16 protein-coding genes are annotated in these 16,949 nt (G+C 47.0%); all 16 read right to left on the bottom strand.

What is annotated here, in order from left to right; genetic code table 11:
- Window positions 1-13 precede the first annotated feature (13 nt).
- Window positions 14-1,132 (bottom strand): stage 0 sporulation family protein, encoded by a 1,119-nt coding sequence (locus HZB61_04320; protein ID MBI5055824.1) that lies wholly within the window; start codon window positions 1,130-1,132, stop codon window positions 14-16.
- A complete protein-coding gene (locus HZB61_04315; protein ID MBI5055823.1) occupies window positions 1,116-2,204 on the bottom strand; it encodes a DNA polymerase III subunit delta' in 1,089 nt (362 codons plus the stop codon). Before HZB61_04315 ends, HZB61_04320 begins: the two co-directional genes overlap by 17 nt.
- A complete protein-coding gene (locus HZB61_04310) occupies window positions 2,195-2,818 on the bottom strand; it encodes a dTMP kinase (protein ID MBI5055822.1) in 624 nt (207 codons plus the stop codon). The genes HZB61_04315 and HZB61_04310 overlap by 10 nt, the downstream gene beginning before the upstream one ends.
- Entirely contained in the window at window positions 2,805-3,824 is a 1,020-nt protein-coding gene (locus HZB61_04305) for a hypothetical protein (protein MBI5055821.1), read from the bottom strand. The genes HZB61_04310 and HZB61_04305 overlap by 14 nt, the downstream gene beginning before the upstream one ends.
- 195 nt (window positions 3,825-4,019) lie before the next feature.
- Entirely contained in the window at window positions 4,020-4,799 is a 780-nt protein-coding gene (locus HZB61_04300) for a DUF3108 domain-containing protein (GenBank protein MBI5055820.1), read from the bottom strand.
- Window positions 4,796-5,848 carry a lipopolysaccharide heptosyltransferase I gene (gene waaC / locus HZB61_04295; protein ID MBI5055819.1) on the bottom strand — a complete coding sequence of 351 codons (1,053 nt, stop codon included), beginning with the start codon at window positions 5,846-5,848 and terminating at the stop codon, window positions 4,796-4,798. Before waaC ends, HZB61_04300 begins: the two co-directional genes overlap by 4 nt.
- On the bottom strand, window positions 5,845-6,588 hold the full coding sequence (locus HZB61_04290; GenBank protein MBI5055818.1) for a glycosyltransferase family 2 protein: 744 nt from the start codon (window positions 6,586-6,588) through the stop codon (window positions 5,845-5,847). Before HZB61_04290 ends, waaC begins: the two co-directional genes overlap by 4 nt.
- A gap of 118 nt (window positions 6,589-6,706) precedes the next feature.
- Window positions 6,707-7,870 carry a glycosyltransferase family 4 protein gene (locus HZB61_04285; GenBank protein MBI5055817.1) on the bottom strand — a complete coding sequence of 388 codons (1,164 nt, stop codon included), beginning with the start codon at window positions 7,868-7,870 and terminating at the stop codon, window positions 6,707-6,709.
- The gene (locus HZB61_04280; protein MBI5055816.1) at window positions 7,851-9,056 is read right to left on the bottom strand and encodes a glycosyltransferase; all 1,206 of its coding nucleotides are present in this window, start codon (window positions 9,054-9,056) and stop codon (window positions 7,851-7,853) included. Before HZB61_04280 ends, HZB61_04285 begins: the two co-directional genes overlap by 20 nt.
- Window positions 9,031-10,308 (bottom strand): O-antigen ligase family protein, encoded by a 1,278-nt coding sequence (locus tag HZB61_04275; protein MBI5055815.1) that lies wholly within the window; start codon window positions 10,306-10,308, stop codon window positions 9,031-9,033. Before HZB61_04275 ends, HZB61_04280 begins: the two co-directional genes overlap by 26 nt.
- The gene (locus tag HZB61_04270) at window positions 10,298-11,326 is read right to left on the bottom strand and encodes a glycosyltransferase (GenBank protein ID MBI5055814.1); all 1,029 of its coding nucleotides are present in this window, start codon (window positions 11,324-11,326) and stop codon (window positions 10,298-10,300) included. Before HZB61_04270 ends, HZB61_04275 begins: the two co-directional genes overlap by 11 nt.
- Before the next feature lie 5 nt (window positions 11,327-11,331).
- Complete coding sequence (locus HZB61_04265; protein MBI5055813.1) at window positions 11,332-12,312, bottom strand: glycosyltransferase; 981 nt, start codon at window positions 12,310-12,312, stop codon at window positions 11,332-11,334.
- Window positions 12,299-13,402, bottom strand: coding sequence for a glycosyltransferase family 9 protein (locus tag HZB61_04260; GenBank protein ID MBI5055812.1), 1,104 nt, complete (start codon window positions 13,400-13,402; stop codon window positions 12,299-12,301). The genes HZB61_04265 and HZB61_04260 overlap by 14 nt, the downstream gene beginning before the upstream one ends.
- Before the next feature lies 1 nt (window position 13,403).
- The gene (gene asnB / locus HZB61_04255; protein ID MBI5055811.1) at window positions 13,404-15,356 is read right to left on the bottom strand and encodes an asparagine synthase (glutamine-hydrolyzing); all 1,953 of its coding nucleotides are present in this window, start codon (window positions 15,354-15,356) and stop codon (window positions 13,404-13,406) included.
- Between the two features lie 26 nt (window positions 15,357-15,382).
- Entirely contained in the window at window positions 15,383-16,177 is a 795-nt protein-coding gene (locus HZB61_04250; GenBank protein MBI5055810.1) for a glycosyltransferase, read from the bottom strand.
- On the bottom strand, window positions 16,165-16,944 hold the full coding sequence (locus HZB61_04245; GenBank protein ID MBI5055809.1) for a hypothetical protein: 780 nt from the start codon (window positions 16,942-16,944) through the stop codon (window positions 16,165-16,167). The genes HZB61_04250 and HZB61_04245 overlap by 13 nt, the downstream gene beginning before the upstream one ends.
- Between the last annotated feature and the right edge of the window lie 5 nt (window positions 16,945-16,949).

The following is a 16,949-nucleotide window of genomic DNA, read 5'->3' as shown; positions in this document are numbered from 1 at the left end:
TTCAATGGTTAGTCTATTGTTTCTTCTTATGCCAGAATCTCCTGCGTTTGCTGAAGGGCTTGCCCTTCCCATCCGCATCTGCCGGCTGCTGTCCACCCTGCCGGGGTTCGTTCTGCTGAACGGGCTTATCCTGCTGGGCAGGCCTTTGCTGAGGAGGCGCTGCCTGAGCAGCGTTTTCCGGCGAATGTTGTCTCGGCCTGTGACGCCTTCTCCTGCGATGCCTGTCCCTTCCGGGCTGGTCAGGGGCCGCTCCCTCCCTTTGCTGCTGCTCTCTGCCTGGAACATCTGTCCTTTGCCTTTCATCACGGCCCCGGGGCGATTCGACAGGCTGTTTTGACTCAGGCGCGGAAACCGCTTCCGAATCCAGCTTTTCAAGGGCGGTCACAGAAGGCTCATCTGTAACCGTTATAAAATCTTCCCCTTTAGGCGGCGCTGTTTCCTCTTCCGGCGCGTCTTTGCATTCATAACCAAGGCAGCACATCAATCTGCCGCAGATGCCGGACAGCTTGCTCTGGTTTATCGAGAGGTCCTGCTGCTTTGCCATTTTTATTGTTACAGGCTCGAAGGACGTAAGAAAAAGGCTGCAGCACGTCTGCCGTCCGCAGCAGCCGATGCCGCCCAATATTTTCACTTCGTCCCTGACGCCTATCTGTCTCATTTCAATGCGGGTCTTGAATCTTGCCGCAAGGTCCCTGACGAGCTCCCTGAAATCGATCCTGCCGTCCGCCGTGAAATAGAAGATGAGCCTCTTCTTATCAAGCGTTGTCTCCGCCGACACGATCTTCATGGGAAGATTAAGTTCCTTGGCCCTGTTGGCGCAGAAAACTTTTGCCTCTTCCTCAAGGGCGCGGTTGTTTTTCATTGTTTCGATGTCTTCCTCAGATACCATCCTGATGACCTTTTTCAGAGGCTCTTCCGGTTTTTCAATTGAGCACTTCGGCGTTACGACATTGCCTATGCTCAATCCCATTTCCGATTCTACGACAACCTTTGCGCCGGGATGCACGTCGAGCCCGTTCACTTCAAAGGTGTACACCTTTCCGCAACGCCTGAACCTGATGCCGACCACAGTGTGTTTGGCGGGAGCTTCCGCCTCATCGTGTGTTTCCAGTATGTTATTGTCTTCCTGCATTTATCTTTCCTAACCTTTTTCTCATTAAAAGGCCTGTGTAGTTAAACGTGAGCTTTTCGTTGAGATTGAAATTTAATTGTCCTCTTATATTATAAAGCTCGCGGGCCAATTTTAGTACCTCTCTTAGGGCCGCCTTTCCGGCAAGGGCCTGTATCTCGCCTGCCTTGTCTTTATTGATCAGGAAGGCCGTTTGCCCCGTCGCCTTAAATACGGCAATGTCCCTCAGCCAGAGCTGCGCCCAGTCAAACCATTCCTCCATGGATAATTTATCATCGCGCACATCATCTTCGGAACCGCTCAGCATTTGGTTGAAAATATTGAAAGACCTGTCTCTTTGTGCGACCAGGTTTTCATTCAGCGCGTATCCGAGCCGGCCGCCTGACAGCACACTTAAAAGTAATGCCTGCTCATCGTCCAGCTTTTTATATTTCTCTTTCACCAGGCCGCTCATCATTTCAACGGGCAGAGGCGCGAAGTTTATCCTCTGGCATCTTGAGCGGATCGTCGGCAGGAGCCTGTCGGGTTTTGATGAAACAAGGATTATAATGCTTTGTGACGGGGGCGACTCAAGCGTGGACAGGAAGGCATTGGCTGCCGATGAATTCATCTTGTCGGCGTTGTCGACAATCGCGACCTTATAGCTGCCTTCATAGGGTTTGTAGGACAAAGCTTCTTCAAGCTGCCTTACCGCCTCGATCTTTATCTGGTCTCCGTCGCCCTCAGTCTCGATCAGAAAAAAGTCCGGATGGATCCCCTTGTCTATCTTTACGCATGAAGGACAAGTATCGCAGGAATCGAGAAGGGGGTTAGGGGTTGGGGATTGGGGATCAGTATTGACAGCCTGCGTCTCCGGTGGAAAGAACCCGAAATCCAGACCGGTTTCCTCCACGCTCTTTGCTCTATGCTCTTTGCCCTGGCAATTAAGCGCTTTTGCAAAATTGATCGCGGTAAGCCTCTTGCCGATGCCTTCATCGCCTGCAAATAAAAGCGCGTGAGGGATACGGTTTTTTTCAATGCAGCCCCGGAGAATGCCGAGGGCCTTTTCCTGTCCGATGATATCTTTTAATGCCATGATCCCTCTAACACTTTTATTATCTCCGCGCTAACTTCTTCAGGGCTTTTTGAGGCGTCGATTATCTTGACCCTCTCAGGCTCGTCTTTGGCGATCTGGAGGAAACCGCTCCTGACACGGGTATGAAACTCTATTGTCTCTAATTCAAACCTGTCCTCTTTCTGAGCGTGCCTGTTTCTCCTGAGGCCTTCCGCAACATCAAGGTCGAGCAGAAAGGTGAGAGAAGGTCTCAGATCAGGCACAACGATTTCATCGAGTGCGTGTATAAGAGATATATCCAGCCCTCTTGCGTAGCCCTGATAAGCGATTGTTGAATCTGTAAAACGGTCTGTGATAACAACCGTGCTTTTGAGTATCGCCGGATAAATCACTTCCCTGACGTGCTGCGCCCGTGACGCGTAGTACAGAAGAAGTTCGGTAAGCGGATCCATGTGGTTTTCAGGTTCAAGGAGCAGGCCCCTGATCTTGCCCCCGATCTTTGTCCCGCCCGGCTCGACAGTCTCAATGACATTGTGTCCCTTTGAGCGTAAATAGGCGGCAATGAGTTTTACCTGGGTGCTTTTACCGGAGCCTTCTATGCCTTCAAAGGAGATGAACCCCTTAACCCTTGACATATTGATTTCTTAAATCCTTTAACAGGGAGAATACCTTCAGCGCGTCTTCGGTGACCAATGAGCCTGTCCCGCAGGAGGGGGTTATCAATGCCTGCCGCCTGATCTTTTCACGGGGGATGCCGATCTTCTCAAGCGAGGTCAGGCCCCTTTCAAGCTGATCGCACAAGCCCTGAAGGGTCACTCCTCGTATCATGTCAGATGTCGGGACCACTCCCCAGGCTATGAAGCCGTTGTTGTTGATGAACGACTTTATTTCTTCAGGATACAGGCTGAGGGTGTCCCAGTAAAAATATGCGTCGAAATTGAACACGTCAATGCCCGAAGAAAGGATCAGAGGCCAGTCAGCCTTGCCGCAGCAGTGAATGCCGGCAATGCCGCCTGCGTTCTTGATGTGTTTGACGATCTCCTGCAGCATCCGTGAGGCCTCGGCGGTATTAACTCCGATGTAAGTGGACGTGCCCAGAGCTGAAAGGATCGGCTCGTCAATAAAGACCAGAACTTTTTCGGCAAAGGGCTTTAGCTTATTTATCTGCCAGGTTGCCTTGCCCTTGAGAAGTTCAAGCGAAAGCTCTCTAAGCTCGTCATTGAAAAAAAGGGGACGCTTTTGATCATCCGTTACTGACAATGAAAAGGTCAGCGGCCCTGTGATGTGGCCTTTGACCGCATCGAGTTTCCTGTCCTGCTTTTTCAGGATCTCAAGGAATGCATAAAACCCGGCAGCATTTTCCTGGGAGATAGGGAAACCGGTGTTACCGGCAATCGTCTCGTAAAATGCCGAGACCGCCTGTTCCTCACCCGGTATTATATTTACATGCTCGCCTTCAATCTTTATAAAGGGGAACCCCTCGGAGTATTGAGGGACCATGAGTTCGAGAAAACTCCTGTGCGGCAACTGCGGCCAGAAGGGAATATCCACCGAGTTTAAAATGACATTACATGCCTCTGTAGAATCCGTATGAGGCAGGCTGCCGATACCTGTTGTGCTGAAGCTCTGAAACATAGTCATTAATGATACTTCATGATTGTAACAAGTTGCAAACTTCGCAGGACCTTCAAAACCTGATCATAAACCTCCTGCACCAGCGCAGGCCTGGATCATGAAAACGATAGGTTTATTATCGTAACGCGTGATGGGTAAAAAGAATAACTCAGTAACTCTTTACGCATTACGGATTACGCATTACGCATTACGGCTTTTAGTTTAATAATCCCCTTCGGCCAGTTCAACGGTGAAGGAGCCGATTACGGCCTTGCTTTTTAAGAGGACAGGGAGTTTTCTATCGTCATCAGTCGCCCAGATGAAGATATCTCCTGTCTTGCGGAAAAGCCCCTCTGATTTCAGGAGGGGTTTCACAAGGATAGTGTTGAACTCTCCGGCGGGCACGCGGACCTTTTCTTTTTTCAAAACCTGAATTTCCGTATGATAGAGTTTCTTGCTGTCAAATATGTCGATAAATTTCGACTGCCCCTCCTCCAGGGACATCTTTGTCATTGCGAAGAAAGCCGACAACGGGTCATATGCCGGTTGATCGAAGAAGAATTCAGCCCTCTTGTCTTTTATTTTGTCGTAATAATTTACCTTATGCTTTCCGTCCGGCATAGATTCAAAATACGTCTCCTTGTCCCTTTTGTGCCTTCCTTCGCTTGCCTTCAGGATAAAACTCTTCGGATAGCCGTCAGGGTCCAAAGTGCTTTGCGCGAAATCTTCTACTTTATAAAAGATGGAGATCACCGGCGCGGAGGTTGCGTATGTAGTGAGCGTAAGGCCTTCAGGAGAGTTTTCAAATGTAAATTCCGCGGTACCGGCCTTGATGCCTGACCAGTATATGTAGTAGACGAATTTATTATTGACCGGCTGCCCGGCGTCGATGGAAAGACAGAAAACAGAAGACAGAAGACAGAGGACAGAGCACAGAATGAGGACCATGATAATTTTTTTCTGACTTCTGACTTCTGACTTCTGTCTTCTTTGTTTTGTCATAGCAGTTCCTTCACCGCCTTAGTTACTTCCTCAACACTTATTTTTTCCATGCAGATAAGCTCCCTGCATTTCCTCTTTCTGCAGGGGCCGCATGTGACGTTTGCCCTTATTACTTTCATATTTTTATTTTTTTGCCAGCCGTACGGGCCGGTCTTTGCCGGATCAGTGGGGCCGAAGATCGCGACAAGGGGTTTGTTGAGTGCGGCGGCAATGTGCATTGGGCCTGAATCATTGCTCACCACTGCCCGCGCCCCGGCAATCAAGGCAACGAGCTCTTTCAGATCGGTTTTACCACAAAGGTCGATAACCCCCCTTTGCCCCCCCTTGGCAAGGGGGGGATGGGGGGGTATCTGTCCTCTGTCTTCTGTCTTCTGTCTTCTGTCCATAATCTCCTGTGCTATCTTTTTATCACTCTTACTTCCAACAATAACGCATGGAACAGCAACTTTCAATATCAACTCGGCGAAATTTTCAGCAGGCCACCTTTTCGTTTCCCATCTCGCGGATGGAACTATCACAAGATATTCCCCGATATTGCCGACAAGCTCTTTTACTTTCCCCTTTGATGCTTTGTCAACATGGAGCGGGAACGCTGCCTTGTTTACCTTTGCGTCGATTGCCTTTGCTACCTCAAGGCATTTGTCTACAGCATGCATGTTTTTATCAACGGAAACTTTTTTATCATAAAAAAATGTGCTCCCTTCCCGCGCATCGGCAAAACCTACTTTCAACGGGGCCTGTGCGAATACTGTCATCACCCCGCTTCTCAATAGCCCCTGAAGATCAACAACAATATCATAGCGCTGCGCCTTCAATTCCTTATGCAAGGTTTTTGCAACGTGTAACATCCCGCCTGCCTTTTTTAATGCGTCTTTATCAAAGACAATAAGCCTGTTAATAAGTGGATTGCCTGCGAGTATGTCTTTAAAATTCTCGCTTATCACCCAGTCTATTCGGGCCTTTGGGAAGGTATCCTTCACTGCGTTCAGAAAAGGCAGTGCATGGATGACATCGCCCAGCGAGCTCGGCTTGATGATAAGTATTTTCATCTAATCTGCTTTTCCCACGTCTTTGCGTATTTTAAAAACGTGTAGTAGCTGTAAAGAACGGCGAGAATCAACCCGCGCTTTCCATCCAGGACCCCAAGGCGCAGCACGTACATTTTAAGAAAAGTTGATAGCGGCTTTACGGTAAGAGAAAATGCGCCGGCCTTCCCTGAGCTTTTCAATATCTCCCTGGCGGCAAGCGTGGAATAGCGCTCCATTCTCGCGGTAAAATCCGGGATGCTCCGGTACGTGTAATGCCTGAGCGGATTTTTTAAATATCCGGTCCTGCCCTCTACAACTATCTTCTCATGAACCTCTCTGATCTCAAACCGACCTTTGTCCTTTTTGAAAAGCCTCAGTGTATTGTCAGGCCACCAGCCTCCGTGCTTTATCCATTTACCGATAAAGTAGTTTTCCCTCGACATGTAGAAACCATTGCAGTCTGTCTGTGCTATGGTTTTCACAATTTCCGCTTTGAGGTCAGGCGTTACCCTCTCATCCGCATCGAGTATCAAGACCCACTGGCCCCCTGCAAGATCAACCGCCCTTTGTTTCTGCCTGGCGTACCCGTCCCACTGGTGCTGAAAAACCTTGTCAGTGAACTTCCGGCAGATCTCAACCGTCCTGTCGCTGCTGAATGAATCAACAACAATAATCTCCTTTGCGTCGGCTACGCTTTCCAGCGCGTCTTCGATGTTGTGCTCTTCATTCTTAGTTATTATCGCAACGGATACTGGAAACAAAGCTCTTTCCTCTCTTGTCAATCACTAAGTTGTTCATAAGTAAGCCATACTATTTGTCATTCCCGCAGTCAGTAAGCGGGGAAACTTCGGGCATGACGACTCATTCATGTGTCTTTACCTATGACGCTTCAATTACCCTCTGATACAACTCTCGTATTTTCTCAATATGCTTTTCAAAAGTAAACTCCCCGGCAAGCTGCCTTGCGTTTTGGCTCATTGACTCCAGCTTGTCTCTGTTATCCATGAAATATTTTATCTTCTCCGAAATAGCTGCGACGTCCTCCGGCCGCTCTATAACAAAACCATGCAAACCGTCTTTGATTGTCTCAGAGGCGCCGCTGTTTCTTGTTGTTATCACCGGAAGCCCGCTTGCCAGCGCCTCAAGATGGACATTGCCGAAAGGCTCATAGATTGTCGGGAAGACGAATATGTCAGCAGCGGCGTAGTATTTATAATTGTCCTTCTGCGGCCCGCAGAAAATGATTTTGTGCTTGTACTGAAAAGCCCCCCCTTTAATTCCCCCCTTATTAAGGGGGGACACAGGGGGGTGTTTCCCCTTTCCCACTATCAAAACCGCAACCGGCTCCTTTACCCTCTCAACAGCCTGTATCAAAGCCCCGACCCCTTTCCTTTCAAAACCCGAACCCATGAAGAGCACGACAAAATCATTTTCAGTCAATCCGTGCTTCCGTCTGATTTCATGTCTGAACTTTTCTCTGTTCGCCGGATGAAATTTATTTGTGTCCACGCCGTTGTAAATCACCTCGATATCGGAAGGAGGGACCTTGTAATTGTCGATGATGTTCTTTTTGACCATCTCAGAAATGGCGATGATCTTTTTATACCTGCGCCTGCTGAAAATTTTATGCTCCAGATCAAGGATGAGCCAGTGATAAGGATTAAGGACCATGGAAAGTTTTCCCAAAATACCAATCCTCTTCCACCTCTGCCTCAACCACTCAATGTGACATCCGTCCCCTGCGCGGTAGATGTCCTGATAAATTGTCTTGTCGTGGGTCTGGATTATGTCGAAATACTTTCTCTGTTTCTTCAGAAGGAAGTATGAAGACACAGCAAAAGAGAGGTCCCTGAGAAATGAATTGAACGTGATCGCGGGCACTTTATGAAAATGGATATTTTTGTGCGTACCGCCTGCCTCCCATTTTATCGCGAATATATGCATCTCGTGTCCGTCATCCGCGAGCTTCTCAATGAAACTGCCTGAAAAGCTCTCCGCCCCTCCGTGGAAGGTGTATTTTTTTCTAATTATGGCTATCTTCACAACGATTTCCTGTTACTATCATCTTGTAAACATTATCATGATAGTCAGCGTCTTCCCGAATGCTCGTTAACTTATAAGTAAACTCCATGCGGCTTGCAACATTATTATAATTATCAATCAACCATTGCAGCTTCTCCCTTAATGAAGCGATGTTTCCCGGCTCGGCAAGAAAGCCGTTTACACCGTCTTCTATCCTTTCAGGAATAGCGCCGACGGCAGAGGCTATAACCGGCACTCCTGCAGCTCGTCCTTCATCTATTACTATTGCGTGTGATTCCTCGCAGATTGACGGTACAACCAATATGTCAATATTCCCAAGTATCCGCATTATGTCATTGTGGTCAAATTCGCCTTTGTACATTACTCTGCTGTTCTTTTTCATCATTTCTCCGATTTGTTTTTCATCGCCTTTCAACATTTTGCCGTAGAGATATAACACATTATTAGAACTTAATAACTCAAATGCCTTCAGCAAGACCAAAACCCCCTTGAAAATGCTTACAGTGCCTATAAACCCTATCCTGATATCAGACCTGTTTAAAACATAATTCTCCCGCTTCCTGAAGACTTCCATGTTTAAACCAAGAGGGAGGACATTAAATTTTTCATTCCGGACGCCGTAATCCAGGAATCTTTTTTTGATAGTTTTTGATGGTGTAATCAGATATGCCGCGTTATTAAGCACATCCAAAACCCTTCTTCGCCGTATTCCGAGTTTATATTTAAATAGTATCTTTTTAAATATCCCTTTCCGGTACATGCAATCTGCGCAGTTGTCAATCGGGAAGTTGCATGTGCTGCCGTCCTCTTTCATCAATCTTACCTGCGGGCATACAAACCAGTAATCGTGAAGTGAAATCACATAAGGGATGTTATACTTCTGAAGGAACAATGGTATGCTCAGGCCTAGTCCCATCAGGTGATGGATATGCACTATGCCGGGTTTGAAAGATTGAATACATTGCTTAAGAGATTTGAGTATTCTTCTTTTTGCAAACTTTTTCGGAATTTTGAAAATCTTATAAGGCCCCTTTGGTCCCAGGACGGGGTCCTTGAGCGATTTGCTCCGGGTATAGAGCATGACATGGTTTTTTTTTGACAACTCTGACGCTAAAGCATGGACATACATCTCAACGCCTGCGTTATTTTCGGGGTAATAGCTATGCGTGATCTTTAAAATATTCAAAATCTTCAACCTTAAGTGTTTCTTTTATGCCGCTGCAGAACCCCAGGACCATACAAATATACTGGAAAGGGACGGTCTCAACAAATGAATGCACAATAAACACACTGATAAATACGCAAAAGACTGCATACGATGCCGGGTGGCTGCCATTTAAAAGCTTTAACTCTTTCAGTGTCATAATGATACCTGTGATAAAAAGATACATGAAAAATGCGCAGCCGATTAATCCCTGATGAAATAACACGTGCAGCATTGTATTATGACTGCCGATTTTGACCTCTCTCGGGAGAGCTTCTTTATTGGTCTCGTTCAGAAGAAATGGCGCACTGTCCCATACTATATTGTCCCCGTATCCCCAGCCTATAAGAGGCGACTTCCTGATTGCCGAGAGTTTGTTGCTCCATATCTCCGTTCGCTCGTTGAACGTTGATATTTGCTCTGTTGTTTTGACGATCCTCTGCTGAAAGGACGGCACGAGAAGCAATAAACAGGTAGAGATTATCAGAGTTGCAACAGTCAGCCGGACTGAAAATTGCCTGATATTTTTTCTGAAATAAGTGATCCATAAAACAGATGAGACAGCAAGGCTGACCCATCCGCCGCGGGACAGGCTGAGTATGACGGCGACCGCTGAAAGTACAATTATCAAACCGGGCAGCCATATAGTTTTCTTTTTATCACGGGATACCGCATATGATATGACAAATGACAGCAGCAGATTAAGGACCATCGCGAACCTGTTATGATACAGGTAGAATTTTATGGATCTTACGTCGGGGAACATGTGGTCCAATACGCCTTCCGAGAAGTATTTATAAAGAAATGTGAAATACCCGGCGCCTGCAATAAAAACGGCGAGTAAGATTAAAAATACCGTTACAGCTTCGATTTTCCGGTTTGAGCTTGTCTGCAGGTGCACGGCAAGGAACAGAGGTATCCCGGTTAGTATCTCCCTGTTGAGCGCTTTCAGCGAGACCTCCGGATCAAATGACAATGGCACGAGGAGATAGCTTATCAGGACATATCCAAGCAGGGCGTAAAAAAGATGCGATTTTAAGCACGTGTAATCTTGCCTTACTATAAGATGCAGGATGATAAGGGCAAGAGATATATAGGGAATGAGAACCCTTAGGTCCCCCCCTTTCCTCAAATCTGTAAGAATATAGAAGATAAATATGAATGTTGAATACCTGAGCAGCGCTTCAATAATATTAACGGTCTTCTGATTGTATGGCTTATCTTTAATGTTCATGAAAGTTTCTCAATATAGACAGATAATTTTCTGCCCATGCTTCATTAAGCATATAGTTCTTTAAAACGTCATCAAGCGCCTGAGCGGCCAAACGTTGTCTTAATTCCACACTCCCTGTCAGCTTCGCTATTTTATCCCGCCAGTCATCAGGGTCATTCTCAGCAAGTATGCAAGTGACCCCGTCATTGAGGGACTCGTAAGGCTTGACCCGGGAAAATAAGGATGGGATCCCGGATATGGAGTATTCAAGAAATTTTATATTGCTTTTGGCGCGATTAAAACGGGAATCATTGAGAGGAACAACCGCCAAATCGAAATGCCGCTCCTGCAGTTTCCTTGCATATTTTACATACGGCGTTTTTTTATTAATTATCTTCACATTTTTCAGCTTTCTGACCCGCTCATCAATATATCTGTCATTCCCCCATAGATGAAAGATAACATCTCTCCCGTATGCCTTCTGACAATATTCCATAGCAGGGACAATAAGTCTTAAATTTTCAGGCATAATGCCTGTGCCAATGCAGCAGATATTAAGGCAGCCGGAACTGCTGCGCCTTTCCGGCCTGTTCGCATTCCATATTTTGGGGTCCAGCAGGTTCGGGAACAGGAATACCCTGCAATTATAATTTCTTAATTCATCTGCAAGATACTGGGTCGAAGTTATAACACCCGAAACCTTCGCCAGATACCCTGACAGCACCGCATGTTCCTTTACCGGCCCATCATTCCTTCTGTCAAACAGCAGCAAATCATCCGTCTCATATATTACAGGAATGTGGTTATCGGAAGCATGCCCAATTATTCTCTTCAAATAATCCGGACCGGTAATTCTTGCAATAAAAACAGCATCAGTTTCTTTTTTAAACGAAATTGTCCTGTATTTCCCAAAGTATGTTTTAATGATTTCGTGATAACTAAGCTTTCCATTGGTCCTCAACAATTCAAAAATACTTTTAAACCTTAAGTGATACGAAGGCGCGTTCTCCCTCATAAAGGTGGCGGCACTTAATTGCATCTCCGTTAAATCCCCGTTCCTTTCAGCAGTTCCAGCATCTGCCTTGCCCTTACCTCATAAGTGTGGTCCTTCAACACGCGCATCCTGCCTGCCTCCGCGATCTTCATCCTTAATGCATCGTTTTCAAGGTAATATCTTATCAGGTCTGTCATTTCATTTTCAGAACGAAAAGTGATAATCTCCTTGCCCGGCAGTAAAACCTCCTCGATCCCCTCCACGTGCCGGCACATGTAGAAGGCCCCGCACCCCACAGCGGTGTACATCCTTGCGCTCATGGATTTCCTGATATGGGGCATGGAATCAAAGGCGAGGAATATTTTTGAAAGCCTCGCGACTTTCGCATATCCTTCTCCCCAGACAAACCTTCCGCCGTAAGCCCTTCCGATCTTGCCGAGGAGCAGCGGGACCGTGGAGAACTTGCGCGGTATCTTCGGCCCCCACCATCTGAATTTAAAACCCGCGTCAATGACCTTTTCAAGAGAAGCCCTCCGTGAAAGATACTGTCCCTTTGAGCCGAGGTTGCCGACAAAGGCAACATCCGCGGAAAATATTCTTTTGTCTTCCCCCGTAATTTCTTTTACTTCAAAAAATGAAGGCTCAAACGCCTGCGACAGCCACAAGACATTTTCATTATACTTTTTGAAATCCTGGATAAGCCCCTCGGACATGGTAAAAAAAATATCGCATGCTTTCACATACGGGACCAGCCACTCCGGAATCACCGGGTCAGGATACCACATGACTACTTTCGTGAGCTGTCTCAATTCCTGGAGCGTCTCTGCTGGAAGTTCATCTTTTGTGTGGAGAATAAAGTCAGGACTGCTCGCCTTTACTATCTCAATAACCTTGCTTTTGGGGTCTTCTACAGTTTCCGGGTCAAAGGGAATTACCGTGTGCCCGTTTTTCTCAAGGCCGGACTTGTAGTACCAGCCGCTGTTGTACGGCTTGCCGAATTCGGTGACCAGAAGCACCTTATATTTTTTCACGTAAACCCTTCCCGCTGTCTTTCGCACGGTCCAGCATCTTGCGCGCTTCTTCAAAAACCTGTTCAGGGGTTATAGAGTCCAGGCAATGTTTTTTCTCCCGGCATCTGTAAAGCGTTGTTCCGCACTTGCAGTCAGCCTTCAGCGCCTGCCCAAGAGCTCTGTCACTCTGCCACGGTCTCCATTGTTCAAAATCTCCGGGGCCAAAGATCACGACTAAAGGACGATTAAGATACGATGCTATATGTGCTGTCCCGGAATCAACGCTGACAACAAGATCGGCCTTTTCAATAAGGGCGCAGAGTTCGCCAAAAGAAGTCCTGTCAACGAGGGACAACGCTTGCCTTTTCATCATCTTGAGTATACTGTCCGATTGTTCCCGCGCGAGTTTTCCCTTTCCGACAATCACAATGCCGGCCCCGCTTTCCTGAATTAGTTTGTCGCAAAGGACCGAGAAAGAACCGGGGGGCCAGTTTTTAGAGGACTTACTCCCGCTCGGTGAGACCACCACCAGACGGGCAGACGGGGACGGGAAATATTTTGAAACCGCCTGCCTTTCAGACTGTCTGGTCCAGAGGCTTCTTTTCTGCAAACGGCAATCAGGCGTAAATAATTTCAGCACTTTCAGGTTGCGGTCCACATCATGCTCACTGTCTGTATATCTCTCAACAGCGGTAAAATTACGGTACTGCCAGCGATGTTTTAAACATACCCCCCTGAGCGATTCTGAAAGGACACCGAGGGCAAATTTGATATTAAGTTTTTTCTTTAATCTTATCCAGCCTGCATCCTGGGAGGATGTTATCATCAAATCATAACGCGAGCAGTGGCGCTTATCTTTCAGCAGGTCATCAGCTAATACAATATCTATACCGGGGACACGTTCGGCGATCTCCAGGCCTTCCTTGCGGCAGGCAAGCGTTATCTGTGCCAATGGGAACAATTCACGGACGCATAGAATGGCCGGGAGGAAAGTCAGCATGTCACCTAATTTTTGACACCTGAATAATAATATGTTTTTGATCTTCCCTTTATCGAAGGCTTCAAGGAGCCGACCCTTCTCATCTGAATTTGAGGATTTCCAGTTTATCATTTCAGACCCTGTATGTTCGTCTCCATAACTCCAGCACTATCAACAGCCACAATTGCTCGGAGATATTGATCTCGGTTGTCCTGAATTTCTCAATTACGTTCTGTGTCCGCTTCAGATCAAAGATGTCTTTTGATACGAAATCGCCTCCCGCAAAGATATCATTCAACAGGCCGGGGTTGTCCCTGAACCAGTATTTTATCGGAGGGCTGAAGCCCATCTTCTTCCGGTAGATTATCTCTCTGGGGACATAATCTTCAAGGATCTTTTTTAGGATGTATTTGCCGCCTTCTTTAAATTTGTATTCAGGCGGCAGGCTGTTGGTAAATTCCATGAGACGATAATCAACGAACGGGTTCCTGCCTTCCACTGAATGCGCCATCAGGGCAAGGTCGGTCTTTGTGAGAATATAATCCGGCAGGTATGTTTGCATGTCTATCCAGATAAGCCGTTCAATGGTGTCCGATATTTTATTGAAGTCGTCAAGATCATCAACAAGGTCTTCTAATGAAAAACCCTTGAGAGCGCCGTAGAATTCGGGGGCCATCGTGTATCTTTTAAAGCTGTCGCTGAAGCCGTTGAATCTCAGAAGGTATGATCCCCAATAGCCCGCTGACAGGTCCCCGGCAATCCTCTGAAGCCTGCCGATGAATTTCCTCTTGTTGATCTCCGGCGGAAGCTTTTTCATGAGATTCCACTGAATGCGCGGCAGGAATTTCAGTATCCTGCCGCGCGCGTGAATAAAATATCTTTTATACCCGCCGAGGATTTCATCGCCGCCGTCTCCTGAAAGTATGACCTTGACGTGCTCTGAAGTGAACTTTGAAAGGTAATAAGTCGGAATATATGAGGGGTCTCCGAACGGCTCGTCCAGCGAATCCACGATCTCCTGAACGCCGTTATACGAGAGGGCCGGCGTCCTGTATTCGTGGTGCCTGGTTTGAAAACGGTATGAAACAGCTTTTGCGTATTCCGATTCGTCGTAACCCGGCCTGTCGAACTTTATCGTGAAGGTGTTGATGTCTTTTACGCCGTTGTCTTTTAATATAGCAACCATGGCGCTTGAATCCATCCCGCCGCTTAAATAGACGCCGATGGGCACATCAGAAATCGTCCGCATAACTACGGAATCCGACAGGAGTTTCCTGAAACCACTTTTTGCCTCATCAAAGGAGAGACGTGATTTGGGGTAAAACTTCGGCTTCCAGTATGTTTCAGTGGTCAGTCTTCCAGCGCCCAGATCAAGCTTTAAATATTGCCCAGGGGAAATCTTCTTGACCCCCTCAAGAATGGTGTCCGGCGAAGGGATGTACTTGAGGGAAAGGAACCTGTTAACGGAATCAAGGTCGAGCTTGCGGGGTATCAGGTGGATGAGTCCTTTCAATTCCGACGCAAAGATAAACGTATCGTCATCGTAAAAATACTTCAGGGGTTTAACGCCGAGCCTGTCCCGCACAAGAAAGAGAAGGTTGTTCCTCTTGTCCAGCAGGGCGAACGCGAACATCCCCCGCAGCCTGGCTATAACATCAATCCCCCATTCCTCGTAACCGTGAATTATTACCTCTGTGTCCGACCTGGATTTAAACGTGTGCCCCCGTGACTGCAGATCGCTTCTTATCTCCTGAAAGTTGTATATCTCCCCGTTGTATGAGATCCAGACCGTCCCGTCTTCATTGCACATCGGCTGGCTGGCTGCTTCAGAGAGGTCGATGATGCTCAATCGTTTGTGGGCCAACAATGAAGACCACTCGCCATCGGGGACAGAAGCGGCAGAGTAATATTTGAATGCCTCCTGAATTTCCCTCTCCCCTTGCGGGAGAGGGTTAGGGTGAGGGGTTTTAAAAATCGCAACTCCTGCGTTGTCAGGCCCCCGGTGATGGAGGGCCTTCAAAGACATGTGGAGTTCCTTTGTCGTTATCTTCCTGCTCTTTGAAAAAAATCCGAATATTCCGCACATAGTTTTTAGCTATTAGCTGATAGCTGTCAGCTTTCAGCTTTTTTAAGCAAATACCCTATCCTCTCCCGCCAGGTGCTGACATCCACCGGCAGGGAATGTTTCCATATTTCAATAAATTTTTCCTGCGCCTCATCGCGTATCGAGTCATCAGTTTTTATCTGCTCTCTCGTTGTTCCGCAGGCGTGCTCAAATGCAATGTTAAGGACATAATTATCCAGCCGGTCCTTGACAGCCCGCATTGAGATATCTTTGTCATAATAATGCATCCTGAAGTCCTCATGAAATCCGCCGATCTTTTCAAACACGGTTTTACTCATTGCCATGAGCAGGCCGTCAACAACCGCCACTTTTTCAAAGGGCCTTTTTATTGCGGGGCTGTCCTTTTTTGCGTGCACTATTGTCCTGCCCCTGAAACTGCCGTCTTTTCGCAGGGTCTTTGCGCCGTAAAGTCCGGCCACTCCGGCATTTACAGTGGTTGAGATAAAATTATGTATCGCGCCTGTCCAGCCTTCTCTGAAAACAAAGACATCGTTATGCATGAAACACAGGACATCGTACTTTGCCGCCTTTGCTCCGATATTCAGCGCCTTTGCCACGCCGAGGTTTTGTTCGTTGCGGATGTAGGTTATTTGCCCGGAATCAAGGGCGGGTTTAAAACCCGCCCCTACCTCGAATGTCCGTGGTGTTTCATCTGTTGACCCGTTATCAACGACAATAATTTCAAATGAACAATCTTTATTATGTTCATTTATGAAATTTACGCACTTCACGGTTGTCTCAAGCTTGTTGAAGACCGGGATGATTATGCTTAATCCTTCCATCTCCGCTCCGTGTAGTATTTTAAAAGCCGTGTGAACTTCACTTTATCTTTTATGGTTAATGTGTTCAGGTAGTAGTCCAGGAGAGATTCCTTTTCATCTTTTGTTAAAGGCAGCTCCGGGTGATTCAGACCGGCAATGTCTTTTGCGAGGCGCTTGAGCATGTAAGGCCTGTTCCTCCTGATGCCGTCAATGTCTATCAAAGCAGACACCCCGGGGCCTTTTATGAAGATATGCGAAAGATGAGCGTCACCGAACCAGTACCCGAGACGGTGGAGTCCTGCCACTTCGTCAAGAACATTTTTAAGAGTTTGTGTGTCAAGCGTCATCTTGCCCCTTATCATAATCTCGTAAAGCGATTCGCCTTCAGCCTTTTTCACGGCAAAGAAAGGCTGCTTCCCCTTTTTCAAAGACCCGTACGCTGTCACCTTCATTGCCTTTACACCTTTAGTGAGCAACTGTTCCGAGATGTTGTAAATGGCCCTTGCCTTGTCTATAAAAAGAAAAGAGAGCTTGTCCTTGATATTCATCGGATGAAGGACCTTTATAAAACAGTCCCCTGAAGGATCGTAAACAAGCGTTGTCTTTTTCACTGTTGAATAGAGCTGAAAGCCTCCCTCCTGAAACGCCGCCCGCGCTTTTTCATTCATGCCCCTGTACGGCTCAAGAGAGACTGGATAGCGTTTTATGATTTCACAAAATCTGGCAAGAGAGGTCAGGATGTCTTCGCTGCAATGAAAAGACGCCGCGTCGTTGTTAATGTGCTTCATAGTTT

Source organism: Nitrospirota bacterium, from assembly GCA_016214845.1.
Taxonomy (GTDB): Bacteria; Nitrospirota; Thermodesulfovibrionia; order UBA6902; family UBA6902; genus SURF-23.
Note: the sequence above shows the minus strand (reverse complement) of the source record. Positions and strands in the feature narration are given on the sequence as shown.

What these genes read in the sequence shown, in the direction of transcription:
- HZB61_04320 (MBI5055824.1), bottom strand. Translation starts at nt 1,132, where the DNA reads ATGCAGGAAGACAATAACATACTGGAAACACACGATGAGGCGGAAGCT.
- HZB61_04315 (MBI5055823.1), bottom strand. Translation starts at nt 2,204, where the DNA reads ATGGCATTAAAAGATATCATCGGACAGGAAAAGGCCCTCGGCATTCTC.
- HZB61_04310 (MBI5055822.1), bottom strand. Translation starts at nt 2,818, where the DNA reads ATGTCAAGGGTTAAGGGGTTCATCTCCTTTGAAGGCATAGAAGGCTCC.
- HZB61_04305 (MBI5055821.1), bottom strand. Translation starts at nt 3,824, where the DNA reads ATGACTATGTTTCAGAGCTTCAGCACAACAGGTATCGGCAGCCTGCCT.
- HZB61_04300 (MBI5055820.1), bottom strand. Translation starts at nt 4,799, where the DNA reads ATGACAAAACAAAGAAGACAGAAGTCAGAAGTCAGAAGTCAGAAAAAA.
- waaC (MBI5055819.1), bottom strand. Translation starts at nt 5,848, where the DNA reads ATGAAAATACTTATCATCAAGCCGAGCTCGCTGGGCGATGTCATCCAT.
- HZB61_04275 (MBI5055815.1), bottom strand. Translation starts at nt 10,308, where the DNA reads ATGAACATTAAAGATAAGCCATACAATCAGAAGACCGTTAATATTATT.
- HZB61_04270 (MBI5055814.1), bottom strand. Translation starts at nt 11,326, where the DNA reads ATGCAATTAAGTGCCGCCACCTTTATGAGGGAGAACGCGCCTTCGTAT.
- HZB61_04260 (MBI5055812.1), bottom strand. Translation starts at nt 13,402, where the DNA reads ATGATAAACTGGAAATCCTCAAATTCAGATGAGAAGGGTCGGCTCCTT.
- asnB (MBI5055811.1), bottom strand. Translation starts at nt 15,356, where the DNA reads ATGTGCGGAATATTCGGATTTTTTTCAAAGAGCAGGAAGATAACGACA.
- HZB61_04250 (MBI5055810.1), bottom strand. Translation starts at nt 16,177, where the DNA reads ATGGAAGGATTAAGCATAATCATCCCGGTCTTCAACAAGCTTGAGACA.
- HZB61_04245 (MBI5055809.1), bottom strand. Translation starts at nt 16,944, where the DNA reads ATGAAGCACATTAACAACGACGCGGCGTCTTTTCATTGCAGCGAAGAC.